General features: G+C 66.2%; 17 protein-coding genes and 1 tRNA gene. 6 read left to right on the forward strand and 12 right to left on the reverse strand.

The window, feature by feature from the left end; genetic code table 11:
• The first annotated feature begins 1 nt into the window (after nucleotide 1).
• The 3 genes from RALTA_RS06230 (at nucleotide 2) to pbpG (ending at nucleotide 2,689) form a co-directional block, all read left to right on the forward strand.
• Entirely contained in the window at nucleotides 2-460 is a 459-nt protein-coding gene (locus tag RALTA_RS06230; protein ID WP_012352586.1) for an acyl-CoA thioesterase, read from the forward strand.
• A gap of 16 nt (nucleotides 461-476) precedes the next feature.
• Nucleotides 477-1,199, forward strand: coding sequence for a nitroreductase (locus RALTA_RS06235; protein WP_041232114.1), 723 nt, complete (start codon nucleotides 477-479; stop codon nucleotides 1,197-1,199).
• Between the two features lie 272 nt (nucleotides 1,200-1,471).
• Nucleotides 1,472-2,689: a D-alanyl-D-alanine endopeptidase gene (pbpG, locus tag RALTA_RS06240; protein WP_145987328.1), complete on the forward strand. Its 1,218-nt coding sequence runs from the start codon at nucleotides 1,472-1,474 to the stop codon at nucleotides 2,687-2,689.
• 67 nt (nucleotides 2,690-2,756) lie between these two features.
• Here pbpG and RALTA_RS06245 read toward each other — a convergent pair whose 3' ends face one another.
• The 3 genes from RALTA_RS06245 to RALTA_RS06255 form a co-directional block, all read right to left on the reverse strand.
• Nucleotides 2,757-4,169 (reverse strand): FAD-binding oxidoreductase, encoded by a 1,413-nt coding sequence (locus RALTA_RS06245; protein WP_041232319.1) that lies wholly within the window; start codon nucleotides 4,167-4,169, stop codon nucleotides 2,757-2,759.
• A 15-nt stretch (nucleotides 4,170-4,184) separates the two neighbouring features.
• Nucleotides 4,185-4,931: a FadR/GntR family transcriptional regulator gene (locus tag RALTA_RS06250; protein ID WP_012352590.1), complete on the reverse strand. Its 747-nt coding sequence runs from the start codon at nucleotides 4,929-4,931 to the stop codon at nucleotides 4,185-4,187.
• Nucleotides 4,932-5,069: 138 nt separating this feature from the next.
• The gene (locus RALTA_RS06255) at nucleotides 5,070-5,855 is read right to left on the reverse strand and encodes an IclR family transcriptional regulator (RefSeq protein ID WP_012352591.1); all 786 of its coding nucleotides are present in this window, start codon (nucleotides 5,853-5,855) and stop codon (nucleotides 5,070-5,072) included.
• Between the two features lie 237 nt (nucleotides 5,856-6,092).
• Between RALTA_RS06255 and RALTA_RS06260 the strand changes: the two genes are divergently transcribed.
• From RALTA_RS06260 to RALTA_RS06270, 3 genes are read left to right on the forward strand one after another with little or no spacing between them, the layout of a single operon-like run.
• The gene (locus RALTA_RS06260; RefSeq protein ID WP_012352592.1) at nucleotides 6,093-6,818 is read left to right on the forward strand and encodes a (Fe-S)-binding protein; all 726 of its coding nucleotides are present in this window, start codon (nucleotides 6,093-6,095) and stop codon (nucleotides 6,816-6,818) included.
• Between the two features lie 29 nt (nucleotides 6,819-6,847).
• Nucleotides 6,848-8,260 carry a LutB/LldF family L-lactate oxidation iron-sulfur protein gene (locus tag RALTA_RS06265; protein WP_012352593.1) on the forward strand — a complete coding sequence of 471 codons (1,413 nt, stop codon included), beginning with the start codon at nucleotides 6,848-6,850 and terminating at the stop codon, nucleotides 8,258-8,260.
• Nucleotides 8,257-8,526: a hypothetical protein gene (locus RALTA_RS06270; RefSeq protein ID WP_012352594.1), complete on the forward strand. Its 270-nt coding sequence runs from the start codon at nucleotides 8,257-8,259 to the stop codon at nucleotides 8,524-8,526. Before RALTA_RS06265 ends, RALTA_RS06270 begins: the two co-directional genes overlap by 4 nt.
• A 153-nt stretch (nucleotides 8,527-8,679) precedes the next feature.
• Here the strand turns inward: RALTA_RS06270 and RALTA_RS06275 are convergent, their stop codons facing one another.
• The 9 genes from RALTA_RS06275 to RALTA_RS06315 form a co-directional block, all read right to left on the reverse strand.
• Nucleotides 8,680-11,043 carry a TOTE conflict system archaeo-eukaryotic primase domain-containing protein gene (locus tag RALTA_RS06275; RefSeq protein ID WP_041232320.1) on the reverse strand — a complete coding sequence of 788 codons (2,364 nt, stop codon included), beginning with the start codon at nucleotides 11,041-11,043 and terminating at the stop codon, nucleotides 8,680-8,682.
• A 409-nt stretch (nucleotides 11,044-11,452) separates the two neighbouring features.
• Nucleotides 11,453-12,247, reverse strand: a complete 795-nt coding sequence (locus RALTA_RS06280) for an ABC transporter ATP-binding protein (protein ID WP_012352596.1) — start codon at nucleotides 12,245-12,247, stop codon at nucleotides 11,453-11,455.
• 1 nt (nucleotide 12,248) lies between these two features.
• Nucleotides 12,249-13,145, reverse strand: coding sequence for an ABC transporter permease (locus RALTA_RS06285; RefSeq protein ID WP_012352597.1), 897 nt, complete (start codon nucleotides 13,143-13,145; stop codon nucleotides 12,249-12,251).
• Between the two features lie 180 nt (nucleotides 13,146-13,325).
• Nucleotides 13,326-14,303, reverse strand: coding sequence for an ABC transporter substrate-binding protein (locus tag RALTA_RS06290; RefSeq protein WP_012352598.1), 978 nt, complete (start codon nucleotides 14,301-14,303; stop codon nucleotides 13,326-13,328).
• Nucleotides 14,304-14,738: 435 nt separating this feature from the next.
• Nucleotides 14,739-15,773, reverse strand: a complete 1,035-nt coding sequence (locus RALTA_RS06295) for a quinone-dependent dihydroorotate dehydrogenase (protein WP_012352599.1) — start codon at nucleotides 15,771-15,773, stop codon at nucleotides 14,739-14,741.
• Nucleotides 15,774-15,882: 109 nt separating this feature from the next.
• Nucleotides 15,883-16,680: an arginyltransferase gene (locus RALTA_RS06300; RefSeq protein WP_012352600.1), complete on the reverse strand. Its 798-nt coding sequence runs from the start codon at nucleotides 16,678-16,680 to the stop codon at nucleotides 15,883-15,885.
• A 79-nt stretch (nucleotides 16,681-16,759) separates the two neighbouring features.
• Nucleotides 16,760-17,512 carry a leucyl/phenylalanyl-tRNA--protein transferase gene (gene aat / locus RALTA_RS06305; RefSeq protein ID WP_012352601.1) on the reverse strand — a complete coding sequence of 251 codons (753 nt, stop codon included), beginning with the start codon at nucleotides 17,510-17,512 and terminating at the stop codon, nucleotides 16,760-16,762.
• A 40-nt stretch (nucleotides 17,513-17,552) separates the two neighbouring features.
• A complete protein-coding gene (locus RALTA_RS06310) occupies nucleotides 17,553-18,137 on the reverse strand; it encodes an NUDIX hydrolase (protein ID WP_011615057.1) in 585 nt (194 codons plus the stop codon).
• Nucleotides 18,138-18,341: 204 nt separating this feature from the next.
• A tRNA-Met gene (locus RALTA_RS06315) sits at nucleotides 18,342-18,417 on the reverse strand.
• Nucleotides 18,418-18,467: the final 50 nt, after the last annotated feature.

Consider the following 18,467-nt stretch of genomic DNA (forward strand, 5'->3'; position numbering starts at 1 on the left):
CATGAAACCTCAAGCCGAGCCTCGCAGTGCCTATCCCTACTTCCAGCCGATCACCACGCGTTGGATGGACAACGATGTCTATGGCCACGTTAACAACGTTGTCTACTACAGTTATTTTGACACCGTGGTGAATACCTACCTGATCCGGCAGGGCGTGCTCGATATCACGTCGGGCGACACCATCGGGCTGGTGATCGAGACGCAGTGCAACTACTTCTCGTCGCTCAGTTTTCCCGAGACCGTGGTAGCGGGTTTACGCGTAGCCAGGCTGGGCACGTCGAGCGTGCGCTATGAGGTCGGCCTGTTCAGCGGCGACAACGAGGCCGCCGCAGCGCAAGGGCATTTCATCCACGTCTATGTCGATCGCGTCACGCGCCGGCCGGTACCGCTGCCCGGCGCGCTGCGCGAAGCGCTGCTGCCGCTGGTGGCGGCGGGCGCGGTGACGGGCGCGCGGGAATAGGCAGGGGCAACAGGAGATGAACAAGATGTCCCACGAGAAGCAACTCGGTACGCAGGAGGCCGTGGATTGCGTCGACCGCGCGATCCTGACGCGGCGTTCGGTGCGGGCCTTTCTCGATACGCCCGTGCCGCGCAGTACCGTGGAAGAGATCCTGGCTGTTGCCAGCCGCGCGCCGTCGGGCACCAATACGCAGCCGTGGCGCGTCTATGTGCTGTCAGGCGAGGCCAAGGCAAAGCTGTGCGCCGACGTGCTGGCCGCCTACGAAGATCCCGAGCGCGACAGCAAGTACAGGGAGGAGTACCCATACTATCCGCGCGAATGGGCCGACCCCTATCTGTCGCGGCGGCGCAAGGTGGGCTGGGATCTGTACGGCCTGCTCGAAATCAGCCGCGAGGACAAGGCGCGCATGCATGAACAGCATGCGCGCAACTTCCGTTTCTTCGATGCGCCGGTGGGCTTGATCTTTACCATCGACCGCATCATGGAGCAGGGCAGCTGGCTCGACTACGGCATGTTCCTGCAAAGCATCATGGTCGCCGCCCGGGCACGTGGGCTCGATACCTGCCCCCAGGCGGCGTTTACGCAGTTCCACAAGATCATCGCCAGCCACCTGCGGCTGCCGCCGGAAGAAATGGTGGTATGCGGCATGTCGCTGGGTTTTGCCGATCCGGAGGCCGTCGCAAACCGCCTCACTACGGAACGTGAGCCGGTCAGCGGGTTTGCGCGTTTTCTCTCATAGTGAAATTTGTTTCAACATGTAACGATGGACGCCGATATCACTGACGAGTTCCGAACTGGCTTCATCGCTACAAAGGGGATAGCAGGGTGAGCCGGACCGCGCTTGGGTCAAGCGCGCCGCGAGTTCGATAGCGCACGTGATGCATCACGTACTTTTTCCGCAATGTGGAAATGTATGTGAATCGAACTTTAAGGAGCGTCTGTAAGTCTTTAATCTTGCTAACAATTTCTTTCTTTCCTACACTAGCGCCATTCCTATGCGCTGAACGAATCATGTTCCGGTCTGATTCCATTTTCTCCAGATTCTTCGGCTCCACACCCCTGTCCGCCGTCGCCGCCGCGGTATTGGTGTCGGTGTCGATGGTCGCGGTGCCTGTGGCTGAGGCGGCCACCAAGGCCGCATCCACGCAAAAAACAAGCAAAAAGCAGGCTAATTCCGCCAAAACCGACAAAAAGAGCGCTGCCAAGCCAGTCGCCAAAAGCGCTCGCAACGCGAAGGTGGCAAAGAGCGAGGCAGCGCCCACGCGCAAGGTGGTGGTGTTGAAGAATGGCAAGCGCCACGTCGTCGTGGCGCAGCGCGCGGCCCCCGTGCGGGCGGCGTTTACGCCGTCCAAGCCGTCGCTGGGCGAAGCCATGGGCCTGCGCGACACCGACGATGCCCTGGCGCTGCGCTCCAGCGTGGCGCTGGTGATGGACCAGAATTCCAACGAGGTGCTGTTCCAGAAGAATGCCAGCGCCGTGCTACCGATTGCTTCGATCACCAAGCTGATGACCGCGCTGGTGGTGATGGATTCGCGCCTGCCGATGGACGAGGTGCTGACCATTACCGAGGAGGACCGCGACACCGAGAAGCACAGCAGCTCGCGCCTGCGCTTCGGCACGCAGCTGACGCGCCAGGAACTGCTGCTGCTGGCGCTGATGTCGTCCGAGAACCGCGCCGCTTCGGCGCTGGGCCGACACTACCCGGGCGGCTTGCCTGCCTTCGTGCAGGCGATGAACCGCAAGGCGCGCGAGCTGGGCATGAACGACAGCCATTTCGTCGATTCCAGCGGCTTGTCGAGCAGCAACGTGTCGAGTGCGACCGACCTGGTACGCATGGTCAACGCGGCGTACCGCAATCCGACCATTCGCGAGTTCTCGACCCAGACCGAGCATGAGGTCAACGTGCTGGGCCGCACCCAGCATTACGTCAGCACCAACCGCCTGGTGCGCGGCGGCAACTGGGAAATCGGCCTGCAGAAGACCGGCTTTATCTCCGAGGCCGGCCAGTGCCTGGTGATGCAGGCCCGGGTGCAGGGACGCAATGTGGTGATGGTGTTCCTGGATTCGGCCGGCAAGCTGTCGCGCTTTGCCGATGCCAACCGCGTCAAGGACTGGCTCGAGCATTCGCCTTCCTCGCCGCAGCGCGGCTTCCCGTCCTCGCCCAACCTGACGCAGGGCCCGGGCAGCGCCCACGCGGTGCTGGCCTCGCAGCAATCGCGCGGCATCTGAGGCCGCACGCCAGACCGGAAAAAACGCGCCGTCCTGCGGCGCGTTTTTCTTTTTGGCGGCGCAGCCGTCAGAGCAGCTTGCCGGGATTCATGATGCCGGCGGGATCGAACACCGCCTTGATTTCACGCATCAGCCGCAGTTCCAGCGGATCCTTGACCGCCAGGAACGCGTGGCGCTTGAGCTGGCCGATGCCATGCTCGGCGCTGATGCTGCCGCCGTAACGCATCACCTCGTCCAGCACCGCATCGGTGACGGCCTCGCCGTGCGTGGCCGCCCAGTCCCGCGGGGCGCCGGCCGGACGCGACAGGTTGTAGTGCAGGTTGCCGTCGCCGAAGTGCCCGAACACAAAGGGCCGGATCGCGGCATCGAGCGTGCGCAGCCGGGCTGCCATCGAATCCATGAAGGCCGGAATCCGCTCGATCGGCAGCGACACGTCGTGCTTGAGATGCGGCCCGTCCGCGCGCTGCGCTTCGGAGATTTCCTCGCGCAGCTTCCACAGCGCCTGCAGTTGGGCCAGCGACGCGGAGACCGCGGCATCGAGGCACAGTTCACGCTCCAGCGCCTCGCCGATGACGCGTTCCAGCAGCGCGTTCAGCGCCGCCTCGTCGGTGGTATCGGCCAGCTCCACCAGCACGTAGGCCGGGTAGCGCTGCGCAAACGGTTCCTGCACGCCTTCGGCATGGGCGAGCACCAGGTCCAGGCAATCGCCGGTAAAGAACTCGAAGGCCTGCAGGCGTGCGCCGCATTGCTCGAACAGCAGTTCATAGAGCGCCAGCGACTGCGCCGGCGAGGCCACTGCCGCCAGCACCACGCTGCGCGTATCGGTGCGCGGGAACAGGCGCAGCGCCGCCGCCGTGATCACGCCCAGCGTGCCTTCGGAGCCGATCAGCAATTGCTTCAGGTCGTAGCCGGTATTGTCCTTGCGCAGCGTGCGCAGCCCGTGGAAGATTTCGCCGTTCGGCAGCACGGCTTCGACCCCGAGCACCAGCTCGCGCGTCATGCCATAGCGCACCACGTTGACCCCGCCGGCATTGGTGGCCAGGTTGCCGCCGATCTGGCACGAGTCCTCGGCGGCGAGCGACAGCGGCAGCAGGCGGTTGGCGTCCTGCGCGGCACGGCGCAGGTTGCCCAGGATGCAGCCCGCCTCGGCCACCATGGTATTGGCGATGGTATCGAGCGAACGCACCGCGTTCATGCGGTCCAGGCTCAGCACCACGTTTTGCGCGCGCGCATCGGGCGTGGCGCCGCCGCACAGGCCGGTATTGCCGCCGCGCGGCACCACCGGCACCGCAGCTTGCTGGCACAGCGCCAGCGCGCGCGCTACCTCGTCGACGGTACGGGGCCGCAGCACAGCCTGTGCCTGGCCGCGGTAAATGCCGCGCCAGTCGGACAGCCACGGCGCGATATCGTCGGGGCGGGTCAGCGCGGTGTCGGGGCCGAGGGCTTCGGTAAGCCGCTGGGCAAAGGATCCGTTTTGCATCATGGTGGTATGGTCTCAGGAAAGAGGTGCGGGGCTGGCAGCGCTCGCCATCGCTGTGTCGACCCGCGCGCGCAGCGCAAGCCCGAGGCGGCGCGCGGCGTTTTGCAGGTGCGCCACCGCCGCCGCGCGTGCCGCGCCGGCATCGCCGCGGCGGATCGCAGCCACGATCGCCTCGTGTTCGGCATGCACGGTCTCGGCCAGGCCCGGCTGGCGCAGCGTATTGGCACGCGCGGTGGCAACGGCCTGGTGCAGCTGCAGGTTCAGGTATTGCAGCAGCTGGCGGTAGTACGGATTGTGCGTGGCGGCGGCGATGCCGATATGGAACGCCGCGTCGAGGTCGGCGGCCGGCTGCGGGTCATAGAGCCGGTCCTGCAGACGCTGCAGCAATGCCGCCAGCGCGGCCACGTCGTCATCGGTGCGGCGCACCGCGGCCAGCGCCGCGGCGGCGCCTTCCAGGTCGATGCGCAGGTCGTACAGGTCAGCTAGTTCGCCGGCGTCGAGCTCGGGCTCGCGCGGCAGCTGGAAGCCCGAAGCGCCGGTGCGCGAGCGCACCGTGCAGCCGACCCCTTGGCGCGATTCGACGAAGCCCTGCGAGCGCAGGTGCTCCGTCACTTCACGGATCACGGCGGCGCTGACGCCGTATTGCTCGGCCAGTTGCCGGCCGGTCGGCAGGCGGCTGCCGACGGGGTAGGCGCCGCTTTCGATATCGGCGCGAAGCTGGCGCGTGACCTGTTCGGTAAGGGTGACGGTGCGGGTTCGCATGGCGTCGATTATAAGGTTTGCTGGTTATCTGAAAACAAAGGGTAAACCCTTGATCCAGAAAAGGCGCCGGCCCACGTTAAAACGCGCGGACTGCCTTGCCGGCAGCCCGCGCGTTGGCGGCGGCTTGCGCGATGGGCTTCAGGCGGCGGCTTCGGTCACGTACCCCATGCCGCGCGAGATCTGCAGGGCCGTGTCCTTCAGGTTCTGCAGCCAGCTGTCCTGCAGCCGGTCTGCCGGCGCCGACAGCGACAAGCCGGCCACCAGCCGGCGCGAGTCGTCATAGATGCCGGCGGCGATGCAGCGCACGCCCAGCTCCAGCTCTTCGTTGTCGCGGGCATAGCCGTTGGTGCGCACCCAGTTCAGTTCGCGTTCCAGCTTGGCCAGGTCGGTGATGGAGGTGCGGGTGTGGCCGGCCAGCCCCGTGCGGGTCGCGTAGTTGCGCACGCGCGCCGACTCGTCGGCCGCCAAAAACAGCTTGCCCACCGAGGTCAGGTGCAGCGGGGCGCGGCCGCCGATGGCCCGCACCACCTGCATGCCGGAGCGCTCGCTGTACGCCCGCTCGATATAGACGATCTCGTCGCCCTGGCGCACCGACAGGTTGACGGTCTGGCCGGTGACGCGATGCAGCGCGCGCATCGGCGCCAGCGCCGCGTCGCGCACCGACAGGCGCGCCTTGACCAGGTTGCCCAGCTCCAGCAGCCGCATGCCGAGCCGGTAGCTGCCGGGATCGGAGCGATCGACGAAGCGGCACGCAACCATGTCGTTGAGGATGCGGTGCGCGGTGGAAGGATGCAGGCCGGTGGCCAGCGACAGCTCTTTCAGGCTGACCGGGTCGGCATGCTGCGCGAGGGCGTCCAGCAGGGTCATCATGCGCTCGATGACCTGGATGGACGTCTTGCCGGGTGACTTGTCTGCGTCGGACATGGTTGGGAAACGTAGAAATGTTGCCTTGCGGCATTTTTAAGTGTCTGCCTGATTCTATCTCGCATCGTGAAAATTTCAATAGGTGAAATGACATTACGGTAAGAATCGGCCGGTGATGTCGCCTCGCAAAGTGGCGTGCATGGCACCGAATTCACCACGCCGATGAACGCTTTGTGCGCCACCCGCGACGCCAAGCGCGCATAATTGCGGGGTTTCAGGGTCTGGGAGAAGTCAACAATGCGAGTCGGTCTGTTCCACACCTGCCTGGTGGACCTGATGCGCCCCGAAATCGGTTTTTCGGTGCTCAAGCTGCTGGAAGCCGCCGGCTGCGAGGTCATGGTGCCCGAGGCGCAGACCTGCTGCGGCCAGCCGGCCTACAACTCGGGGGAGCGCGCGGTATCGCGCGACCTGGCCGAGAAATTCCTGCGCGAATTCGAGATGTTCGATTACATCGTGGTGCCGTCGGGCAGTTGCGGCGGCATGATCCGGCATCACTACGCCGATTTGCTGCGTGACGATCCCGAACTGAACGGCCGCTACGAGCGCCTGCGCGAACGCGTGTACGAGCTGACCGACTTCCTGGCCAGCGTGGTCCGGGTCGAGACCCTGCCATCGACGTTCTCGGGCCAGATCACGTACCACGATTCGTGTTCCGGCCTGCGCGAACTGGGCGTCAAGCAGCAGCCGCGCGCCTTGCTGTCGCGCCTGCCCGGCGTGCAACTGACGGAGATGAAGGACTGCGAGGCCTGCTGCGGTTTCGGCGGCACGTTCTCGGTCAAGTACGGCAATATCTCCACGGCCATCGTCGACGAGAAGTGCGCCAACATCCGGGCCACGGGTGCCGATGCCGTGGTGCTTGGCGACCTGGGCTGCATCCTCAATATCGAAGGCCGCCTGCGCCGCACCGGCGACAGCCGCACGCGCGTGCTGCATATCGCGCAGGTGCTGGCAGGCGACGCCTGACCGCGCAGACACATCAGGAATTCGCCACGATGCAAGTCCACAGCATGGAATTCAAGGCGCGCGCCGGGCAGAAGCTGGCCGACCAGCGCCTGCAGCAAAACCTGAAAAAGCTTTCGACCAAGTTTGTCACGGCGCGCGCCGAGGCGATCCGGGATATCGATTTCGACGCCACGCGCGAAGCCCTGAAAGAGCGGCGCAACCGCGCACTCGAGAACCTCGACGTCTGGCTTGCCACGTTTGAAGAGAACGCGACCCGGCGCGGCGCCACCGTGCTGTTTGCCGAGACCACCGCCGACGCCGCCCGGCTGGTCGCCGAGATTGCGCGCAAGCATGGCGTGAAGAAGGTCATCAAGAGCAAGTCGATGGTGACCGAGGAAATGCGTCTGAACCAGGTGCTGGGCGAGATGGGTGTGCAGAGCATCGAGACCGACCTGGGCGAGTACATCCTGCAGATCAACGACTCTGAGCCGCCCTCGCACATCATTGCGCCGGTGGTGCACAAGGACAAGGACGAGATTGCCGACCTGTTCGCCAAAGTCCACCACAAGCCACGGCTGACCGAGATTCCGGAGATGACGCGCGAGGCGCGCGAAGTGCTGCGCCCGGAATTCCTCAGCGCCGACATGGGCGTGACCGGCGGCAACTTCATCATCGCCGAGACCGGCTCGGTGGCCGTGGTCACCAACGAAGGCAATGAGGGCATGTGCACGGTAATGCCGCGCGTGCACGTGGCCGTGACCGGCATCGAGAAGGTGTTGCCGACGCTGGAAGACCTGGCCACGGTGATGCGCCTGCTGCCGCGTTCAGCCACCGGCCAGGCCATCTCCAACTATTTCTCGCTGCTGACCGGCCCGCGCGCCGAAGGCGAGCGCGATGGCCCCGAGCACATGTACTTCGTGCTGGTCGACGGCGGCCGCTCGGGACTGATCGGCGGCGAATTCCAGGAGATGCTGCGCTGCATCCGCTGCGGCGCCTGCATGAACCATTGCCCGGTCTACCAGAAGATCGGCGGCCATGCCTACGGCTGGGTCTATCCTGGCCCGATGGGCAGCGTGCTGACGCCCAGCTACGTCGGGCTGGCGAATGCGGTGGACCTGCCGCAGGCTGCGACCATGTGCGGCGAGTGCAATCGGGTCTGCCCGGCTTCGATCCCGCTGTCGGACCTGCTGCGCAAGCTGCGCGAGAAGCAGATGGAACGCGGCCTGCGGCCGTGGCAGGAGCGCTTTGCGCTGAAGGCCTGGGGCTACGTGGCCAAGCGGCCTGACCTGTATGCCTTCGCCACGCGCATCGGCGCCTGGTGGCTGGGCCGCATGGGAGGCGGCAACCGGCTGATCACCAGCCTGCCGATGGCCGGCAAGGGCTGGACCGAAACCCGCGACATGCCGGCGCCGTCGGGCCGCACATTCCGCGAACTCTACAAGGAAAGGAGGGCGCGTTCATGAGCGCTAACAATTCGGAAGCGCTGGCGCGCATGCGCGCCGCGCTGGAGCAGCACGTGGCCGGCGCAAAGCCCGCGCAGGACCTGGTGCGCGAATGGCGCGACGCCGGCAGCGCGCTGGCCTTGCCGCCGGTCTACGGCCAGGCCATGGAGGAGCTGCTGCGCCGGCTGGAGATGGCGGCGGTGTTCGCGCAGGACAGCTGCTCGTTTTCCAGCACCGCGGTCACCGACCAGCTGGCGCGGTGGCTGGACAAGGCGGCAACGGTCTGAGGCCTTCACGCTTCGACAGGGTGCGCGGAGCTCATCGAGGCTGCGGGCATGCATTGGCAAGGGCTCACCAGGCAAGGCGGATACATGCATGCAGACCGTTTCGACATGACGCGCGGGGACCATTCCGAGCGGCTTTCGGAAGCGGGAAAACGGTCATCCAATGCCGACTTCTGCCGCCATCCGATAGCCCATGGCTCGGTACCCTTGCTGGCGCTTGTCCCACATCCGCAGTAATGCCGGATGGCCAGCGTCGACAAAATCGATGATCCGCACTTCAGTCTTGCCGGCATGTTCTCGGTGCAGCCGGCCGGCGTACTGTTGCAGCGTCCCTTTCCATGACACGGGCATCGCGAGCACCAAGGTGTCGAGGGGCGGGTGGTCGAACCCTTCACCGACCAGCTTCCCGGTCGCCAGCAACACGCGAGCAGCGTCGGCTGGCAGGGCATTGAGCGCCGTGATCAATGCCGCGCGTTGCGGCTTTGACATCCGCCCGTGCAGCACGAATAGCCGGGAAATTTGCTCATTCAAAGCGGCCTGGATGGCGTCAACATGTTCGGTGCGTTCTGTCAGCACCAAAATCTTGCGGCCTTGAGTGAAGGCCTCACGCACCTCCGCAGCAATGGCGTCAGTCCGGACCTGATCGTGAACCAGGTGCCGAAACACATCCTGAATGCCAGACTCGGTCGGCAGCTCGATTCGCGCAAGGCGTGTGCGCGCTACGACCATCAAGGCGTGAGGTGAGTTGGGCGCCTTCGCCGCGGTGTATCGTATCGGCCCGCACTGCATGAAGATGATGGGCTGCTGGCCATCGCGGCGAATCGGGGTGGCGGTCAGGCCTAGCACGTACTTGGCCTTGGTCCGTTTCAGAATGGCGTCGAACGACACCGCGCCGACGTGGTGGCATTCATCGACGATGACATGACCATAGTTCTCGACCAGCGGGTTGACTTCACCCTGACGCGACAGAGATTGCATCACGGCGATGTCGATCCTGCCGGAAGGCTTGATCTTGCCGCCGCCGATGGTGCCGACCACGCCTTTGCCGACCCCCAAGAAGGCCTGCAGGCGCTCTTGCCATTGCTTGAGCAGTTCAGTGCGATGTACCAGCACCAGGGTGTTGACGCCGCGACGGGCGATCATCGCGGCCGCAGTGACAGTCTTGCCGAACGCGGTCGGTGCACACAGCACACCCGCGTCGTGCTGCAACATCCCGGCAACGGCGGCCTCCTGATCGAGGCGGAGCGTGCCGGCGAAACTGACGTCGATGGGCTCACCCAAGCAGCGCTCGTCGCGTAGATCACAGCCGATGCCGTTATCACGCAGCAGTTTCAACGCGGCCTCGAGACAGCCGCGTGGTAGGGCAATGTGTTGCGGATAGTTTTCCGCGGTGCCGATCACCCGCGGCTTGTTCCACACTGACATCCGCATGGCTTGCGCCTTGCAGAACTCGGGGTTCTGGAATGCCGCCAAACGGATCAGGCGGTTGGCCAGCGGCTGCGGTAGCTGCGCCTTCTCAAAATAGACCAGGTTAGCCAGCGTCAAAGTCAGTGACTCAGGCATCGTACCTGCCAGTGTCTGTCCCATGAGGGCTTCGCGCCGCCATGGCGTTGCCAAGTCCTCGTCGCCGATGAAGGTGACATCCAAGGGGTGCACGCCACCGGTGGCGCGCAAGATGGTCGGCTCGATGTCGTGGGGTGCCATCGGCCGGATCGATGCCAGGAACGCCCACTGGTCGGGATAGGGATGCAGGTCGGCATCGACGAACACGCTATAGCCGTGCTCGCGCGGATGTTTCTGCAGTGGCAGGGCAATCAGATTGCCGAAGCCGCCCTTGGGCATCGTGTCCTGGTTGGGAAACAGCCGGTCGTAGGACCCGAGCTTGAGTTGCCGGGTGCGCGAACAGGTGTGACTGATGATCGCCGTGCCCAGGCGGCGCGCATCGCGGGCCGCCACCTTGCCAGCGAAGAAGACCCAGGCGTGGGCGCCCTGTCCGGAGCGGGAAATCTCCAGCGCAACCGGGACGCCCAGTTCACCGCAGGATTGCGCGAAGGCGCGGGCATCGTCCTGCCATTCGGCCTCGTCGAAATCGACGGCGAGGAAATAACAGGCGTCATCTTCCAGCAGCGGATAGACGCCCACCGTGTGCTGGCCGGCCAAATGGTTGTAGATGACCTGATCCGAGAGCGGGACCAGCAATCGGTTGCCGCAGTCACCGCATTTGATGCGCGGTTTTTCGCAGATACCTGCGCGCCATTCGTTGGCACAAGCCGGCGCGTAGCCAGACTTGCCTGTTGCCTTGCTCTCCCAACGTATCGGGTAGGCATCCGTCCGGCCGCGAAACAACCGGCGGAACAGTGCCACTTTGTCACTCGTGGAAAAGCGCGACGGTTCAGCATCCTGAACGCAAGGCGCAGGCTCCTTCGGCGGCACGCGCCAGTCGATGCCATGCAATTCCAGTAGCCCGATCAGGCGGGCGTTCTCGGCTTGCAGTGCAGCGAACGCATCGTGATCAGTCATCGACTTCATACTCGCCGAGCAATTTATCCCCTCACTCAGTCGCTATCCTCGGTGTCGCGAATCCGGGCCGGCCGGGTTTCTGCGAGCCACTTATACCCCATCCATTTAGTCGTCACGTTTTGCTCCAGTCGTTTAATTTGGCCGGCAGACGTTTAAAAATCCCACGATTTTTTGATTATCGTTTAAGCGACACTTCCTTGCTGCCTGTTCTGCGTATGTAGCGGTAAGATCGAGCGCCCGTCGCGTACCGAGCAGTTCAGCGCATCGGCTATCGCCGGCATGCAAGCGGGGTCGGGAGCGCACAGTCGGCGCAGTTGGGCGTCATGGCGCGCCCCATTGCCGTCGCCCGCTGATCGGCGCCAAACAAAAAACGGGGAGCCGAAGCTCCCCGTTTTTCTTGCCAGCGCGATCACCCCAGCAGCAGCGCATCGTCATCCAGCTGCTCATGCCGGGTCTGCTCGAACATCTTGAGCAGGTCCGGCACATCGAGCCCCTTGCGCTTGTCGCCGGAGACATCCAGCACCACCTGGCCCTGGTGCAGCATCACCGTGCGCTGGCCGTAGTCCAGCGCCTGGCGCATGCTGTGCGTCACCATCATCGTCGTCAGCTTGCTTTCCTCGACGATGCGCGCGGTCAGTTCCAGCACGAACGCGGCGGTCTTCGGGTCGAGCGCGGCGGTGTGCTCGTCCAGCAGCAGGATGCGCGACGGCTGCAGCGAGGCCATCAGCAGGCTCACCGCCTGCCGCTGGCCGCCGGAGAGCAGGCCGATGCGGTCGGTGAGGCGGTTTTCCAGGCCCAAGTTGAGCAGGCGCAGCTTCTCGCGGAACAGCTCGCGCGAGGCGCGGTTCAGCGCCGGGCGGAAGCCGCGGCGGCTGCCGCGGGCCATCGCCAGGGCCATGTTCTCCTCGATGGTCAGCGCTTCGCAGGTGCCGGCCATGGGGTCCTGGAACACGCGTGCCACCAGGTGGGCACGGTCCCAGGCGGGCTTGCGCGTGACGTCGGTGTCATCGATGGTGATGCGGCCCGAGTCGACCATCTGGTCGCCGCTGATCGCATTCAGGAAGGTCGATTTGCCGGCGCCGTTGGAGCCGATCACGGCGACGAACTGCCCGCTCGGGATTTCCAGGCTGAGGCCGCGCAGCGCGCGGGTTTCGATCGGGGTGCCCGGGTTGAAGGTGAGTTTCAGGTCTTGTGCGCGCAGCATCTCAGGCACCTCCGTTCTTGCGGGCAAAGAGCTTCTTGCGCGTGGCCGGCAGCACCAGCGCGATCGTCACCAGCGCGGCGGTGACCAGGTTCAGGTCCTGCGCCTTCAGGCCGATGAAGTCGCTGTTCAGTGCCAGCGCGATGAAGAAGCGGTACAGGATGGCGCCCAGCACCACGGCCAGCGTGGTCCAGATCAGCCGCCGTGCCGGCAGGATGGTCTCGCCGATGATCACCGCGGCCAGCCCGATCACGATGGTGCCGATGCCCATCGAGATATCGGAGCCGCCCTGGGTCTGCGCGAACAGCGCGCCGGCCAGTGCCACCAGCGCGTTGGACAGCGCCATGCCGGCCAGCGTGGCGCGGCCGGTGGGGATGCCCTGGGCGCGCGCCATGCGCGGGTTGGCGCCGGTGGCGCGCATGGCCAGGCCCAGTTGCGAGCTGAAGAACCAGTCCAGGCCGACCTTGGCGACCACCACCACCACGAACAGCACCAGCGGGCGCAGCACGTAGTCCGGCAGCCACTCCGGCTGCAGCACGGTGAACAGCGTCGGTTCGGTGATCAGCGGCACGTTGGGGCGGCCCATGATGCGCAGGTTGACCGAGTACAGCGCGATCATCATCAGGATACTGGCGAGCAGGTCCATGATCTTGAGCCGCACGTTGAGCCAGCCGGTGATCCAGCCGGCCAGTGCGCCGGCCGCGATGGCGACCACGGTCGCCAGGAACGGGTCCTGGCCGGCGGCGATCAGCGTCGCGGCCACGGCGCCGCCCAGCGGGAAGCTGCCGTCGACGGTCAGGTCGGGAAAGTTGAGGATGCGGAAGGAAATCAGCACCCCGAGCGCCACCAGGCTGAAGATCAGGCCGATCTCCAGGGCGCCCAGAAGGGAAAAGAGGGACATGGGGGAATCCTGTTGCAGGGTCCGGCGTCTGCCTTGCGCCGGTTTCGGGGCGGTGCGGCCGGCACGCCCGGGTGGGGCCGCCGGGCGCCTCGCCCTGGTCGGTCCGGCCAGGCCGGGTAGGCCGGGCCGGCGCATCCGCCGCCTTGCGGCGGCGGGGTGGCAGGGCGTGGCTGGCTGTGCTTACTTGATGACGGTCTTCGCTTCCTTGACCAGCTCCGGCGCCAGCGTGACGCCTTGCTTGGCGGCCGCGCCGGTGTTGACGAACAGTTCCAGGTTGTCGCTGGTCTGCGAGGCAATCGCGCCAGGCTTCTCGCCCTTCAGGATGCGCACCACCACCTTGCCGGTCTGGTGGCCCAGGTCGCCGTAATTGACGCCCAGTGCCGCGACGGCGCCGCGCTTGACGCTGTCGGTATCGGCCGCGACCAGCGGGATCTTCGATTCGTTGGCCACCTTGACCAGGGCCTCGTACGCCGACACCACGTTGTTGTCGGTGTTGGTATAGATCACGTCGACCTTGCCGATCAGGCTCTTGGCGGCCGGGCCGATGTCCACGGTGCGCGGCGCGGCGGCTTCCTTCAGGGTCAGGCCTTCCTTGGCCAGCAGTTCCTTCAGCTCCTTGACCACCACCACCGAATTGGCCTCGCCCGGGTTGTAGACCATGCCCACGGTCTTGGCCTTCGGCACCACGCGCTTGATCAGCGCGACCTGCTTGTCCAGGGGCAGCTTATCCGACACGCCGGTCACGTTGGTGCCCGAGGCGGACCAGCTCTTGACCAGCTGCGCGGCGACCGGATCGGTCACGCCCGAGTACACCACCGGCACCGTCTTGGTGGCGGCCACCACGGCCTGTGCCGACGGCGTGGCGATGGCGACGATGGCGTTGGGGTTGTCGCCGACGAACTTGCGGGCGATCTGCGCGGCGGTGCCGGTATTGCCCTGGGCGCTCTGGTATTCCCACTTCAGGCTCTTGTCGGCGTCATAGCCGGCTGCCTTCAGTTCTGCGCGCACGCCGTCGCGGATGGCGTCCAGCGCGGGATGGTCGACGATCGACAGCACCTTGACGGTCTGGGCCTGCACGGCGCCGCCGTACAGCAGTGCCAGCGCCATGGCGCCGCCCAGGATGGACTTGGATGCTGCGAGACCCTTGGTGGACTTCATTATGTGTGCTCCCCCGAAACTCGGTTCTGGATTGGATACGGCCGCGGATGGTTCGGTCCGCCGTCCTGGCGCGCGCGCCGGCTGGCGCACGGTGCCGGTCCGGGCGGGCGCGGCGGCTTCCTGCGGCGGGAGGGAGCGTGCGCGGACGCGTCGGATGCGACAGCGATAAGCCTGCGAGGATACCACTTCCCGCGCACGAAATGGACAGTCATCATGCGGAAGTGGGGCATCCGATGCTGCCAGACGCCCGCTATCCGCCATCGAGGCGCATTTTATTGCGCGGGAACCGAGGTTTGCTTGTGGATTACCCCGATTGCGGCGGCCGCGTCTTCATGCAATTGCGCGCGACCGGGGCGTCGAGGTTTTCCCTCCACCTGGCACAGCCGGGTGGTGCACCGGCCAGGTGCCAGGTGAAGGCGTGGGCGACCGGGGAATTCAGCCGCGCAGCGCCGCGGCGCACTCGCGCACCAGCGCCGGGCCGCGGTAGATCAGGCCGCTGTAGAGCTGCACCAGGCTGGCCCCGGCTTCGATCTTGGCGCGCGCATCGGCGCCGCCGAAGATGCCGCCCACGCCGATGACCGGCACCGCGTCGCCGACCACGCCGCGCAACGCGCGCACCACGCGGGTCGAGGCTTCGAATACCGGGCGCCCGGACAGGCCGCCGGCTTCTTCGGCATGCGGCAGGCCCTTGACCGCCTCGCGCGAGATGGTGGTGTTGGTGGCGATCACGCCGTCGATCTTGTGGCGCACCAGCGCGTCGCCGATGTTGCCGATCTGGTCGGCGTCGAGATCCGGCGCGATCTTCAGCGCCAGTGGCACATAGCGCTTGTGCTGGTCTGCCAGGCGCTGCTGCGCGTCCTTCAGCGACGACAACAGGCTGTCGAGCTCGCTCGCGCCTTGCAGCTGGCGCAGGTTCTTGGTGTTCGGCGAAGAGATGTTGACCGTCACGTAGCTGGCGTGCGGATAGACGCGCTCCAGGCAGTACAGGTAATCGTCGTTGGCGCGCTCGATCGGGGTATCGGCGTTCTTGCCGATGTTCAGCCCCAGCACGCCGCCCTCGGCCTTCCAGCGCGAAGCCCGCACATTGGCGACAAAGGCATCGACGCCGCCGTTGTTGAAGCCCATGCGGTTGATCAGCGCATCGGCCTGCGGCAGCCGGAACATGCGCGGGCGCGGGTTGCCCGGCTGCGCGCGCGGCGTGACAGTGCCCACCTCGATAAAGCCGAAGCCGAGCGCGGCCAGGCCGTCGATATAGGCGCCGTCCTTGTCCAGCCCCGCGGCCAGGCCGACCGGGTTGGGAAAACGCACCCCCATGACCGTGTGCGGGTCTTCGGCAATGCGGTTGCCGATGCAGCTGCCCAGGCCCATGCGGTGGGCGCGCAGCAGGTTGTTCAGCGTGAAATGGTGGGCGTCCTCGGCATCCATCGAGAACAGGGCGGGGCGAAACAGGGGGTAGAGCGCGTTGAGCACGTTGGGCAGGCGGCCGGCGGGCCGGCGCGGAAGTCGGGACCAGGGCGGCATTGTAGCGGCTGGCCCGCCCGGAAGGGCGGCTGCGCCGCCGGCCGCTGGCGCGGCGGGGCTAGGCCTGCGGGGCCGGCGGCACTGGCGCGGCGGCTTCGGCGGCCTCCGTGCCCAGGTCTTCGAACGCATGCCAGTGGTTGCCTGTCAGCACCTGCAGGGGCCGGAAGCGCGCCTTGTACGCCATCTTGCGGCTGTCGGCGATCCAGTAGCCCAGGTACAGGTGTGGCAGGCCCAGCGCATGGGTCTGGCGGATCTGCCACAGGATGTTGTAGGTGCCGTAGCTGGCGTTGCGCTCGAGCGGATCGTAGAAGGTGTAGACCGACGACAGCCCGTCGTCGAGCACGTCGATCATGCTGACCATGCGCAGCCGCCCGGCCTCGGGCGAGCCCGGCGGATCGCGGAATTCGACCAGGCGCGAGTTGACCCGGCTTTGCAGCAGGAACTGCTCGTACTGGTCGCGGCTGTCCTGGTCCATGCCGCCGCCGGCATGGCGCATCGACTGGTACAGCAGGTACAGCGAGTAGTGTTCTTCGACGTAGGTCAGCGGGGCCACCAGCGCCTGCAGGTGCTGGTGGCGGTTCCAGGCGCGACGCTGCGAGCGGTCTGGCGTGAACTGGTCGACCAGCACGCGGCACGGCGTGCAGGCGTGGCAATCGTCGCAATACGGCCGGTAGGTGAAGATGCCGCTGCGGCGAAAGCCCGCGCGCACCAGGCGCGAATAGACGTCGGCATTGATCAGGTGCGCCGGCGTGGCCACCTGGGAGCGCGCCATGCGCCCGTCGAGATAGCTGCAAGCGTAAGGCGCCGTGGCATAGAACTGCAGCGCGGACAGCGGTAGTTCCTTCAGCTTGCTCATGACTCAGGGGGCTCCGGGGCGGGACGGCGCGGTTTGCACGGTGGTCCGCAGCGCCAGCGTCCGCACCCGTGCCAGGGATTCAGGCTGCCGGCGCGGCGGGTGTCCCGGCCCAGCGCTCCAGCACCGATTTGTCGAACCGCCACGGACTGATCGCCGGCTGCGCCGTTGCCGCGCGCACATGGGCCACGAATTCGGCGCGGGGGATGGGGCGCGCACCCAGCGAGGCCAGGTGGTCGGTTTCCTGCTGGCAGTCTATCATCGCCACGCCGTGGTTGCCGAGGAACGCGCACAGCGCCGCCAGCGCGATCTTGGAGGCGTCGGTGCGGTGCGCAAACATGGATTCGCCGAAGAACATCCGTCCCAGCGCCACGCCGTACAGGCCGCCGACGCGCTCGCCGCGGTACCAGCTCTCGACCGAGTGGGCCAGGCCGTTGCGGTGCAGCGCGCCGTACGCGGCAATGATGGCGTCGGTGATCCAGGTGCCGTCCTGGCCCTCGCGCGGCGTGCTGGCGCAGGCGCGCATCACGGCCAGGAAATCATGGTCGACGCGGATTTCCCAGTCGGCATCGCGCAGCACGCGCCGCAGCGTCTTGCGCAGGTTGACCGAGACGCGCAGTGCCGGCGGCGCCAGCACCATGCGCGGATCGGTGCTCCACCACAGCACCGGCTGGCCGCTCGAATACCACGGGAAGATGCCCTGGCGATACGCCAGCAGCAGCCGCTGCGGCGACAGTTCGCGGCTGGCGGCGAGCAGCCCGGGCGCCTCGGAGTCTGGCCCGAGCGCGTGCTCGACCGGGGGAAACGGATCTTGCGGGTCCAGCCAGGCAATCATGCGGACTGCGCCGGAGGGCGGTGCGCGGCAGGCCCGCCGCTCAGGGGGTGACCGTGGCCCGGCTGGTCAGCGGGCGCATGGGCTTGTCGATGTCCAGGCTGTGCAGCCGGAAGCTGCCGTCCTGCAGGCGGCCGGCGGCGCGGTCGGCGAAGAAGCAGCGCAGGGTATGGATCACGGTGGGGAAGGCCAGTTCATCCCAGGGCACATCGGCCTCTTCCACCAGCTTCACTTCCAGGCTTTCCTCGCCGGGCGCAATGTCGAGGTCGTCCAGCGTGGCGAGGTAGAACAGGTGAACCTGGTGCACATGCGGCACGTTCAGGATCGAGAACAGCTCGCCCACCTGCACGCGCGCGCCGGCTTCTTCCAGTGTTTCGCGCGAGGCCGCCTGGGCGGTGGTCTCGCCGATCTCCATGAAGCCCGCCGGCAGGGTCCAGAAGCCGTAGCGGGGCTCGATGGCGCGCTTGCACAGCAGGATCTTGTCTTCCCAGACCGGGATGGTGCCGACTACGTTGCGGGGATTGACGTAGTGGATGGTGCCGCAGTTGTCGCAAACGCTGCGCGGGCGGTTATCGCCGTCAGGCACGCGCAACACGACAGCATGACCACAGTTCGAGCAGAATTTCATGAGGGGCGTCCGGGAGAATGGCGAAAGTGTATCACCCTCGCCGAGCGCGCCGGCGGGCCGTTGGAGCGGTGCTGCACCATGGGTGGCGACGCGCGAATGCCGCAGCCACCGCTACGGTGCGCGGAGCGGCGGCACCAAAACAAAAAACCCGCCGGAGGCGGGTTTGTCTGCGTCGACGGCGTCACAGACACGCGTCTGTGCGGTTGGTTGCGGGGGCAGGACTTGAACCTGCGACCTTCGGGTTATGAGCCCGACGAGCTGCCAACTGCTCCACCCCGCGTCCGTCGAAGAAAAGATTATATGGCATCTGGTTGCGCAATGCAACACCTG

Source organism: Cupriavidus taiwanensis LMG 19424, from assembly GCF_000069785.1.
Classification (GTDB): Bacteria; Pseudomonadota; Gammaproteobacteria; order Burkholderiales; family Burkholderiaceae; genus Cupriavidus; species Cupriavidus taiwanensis.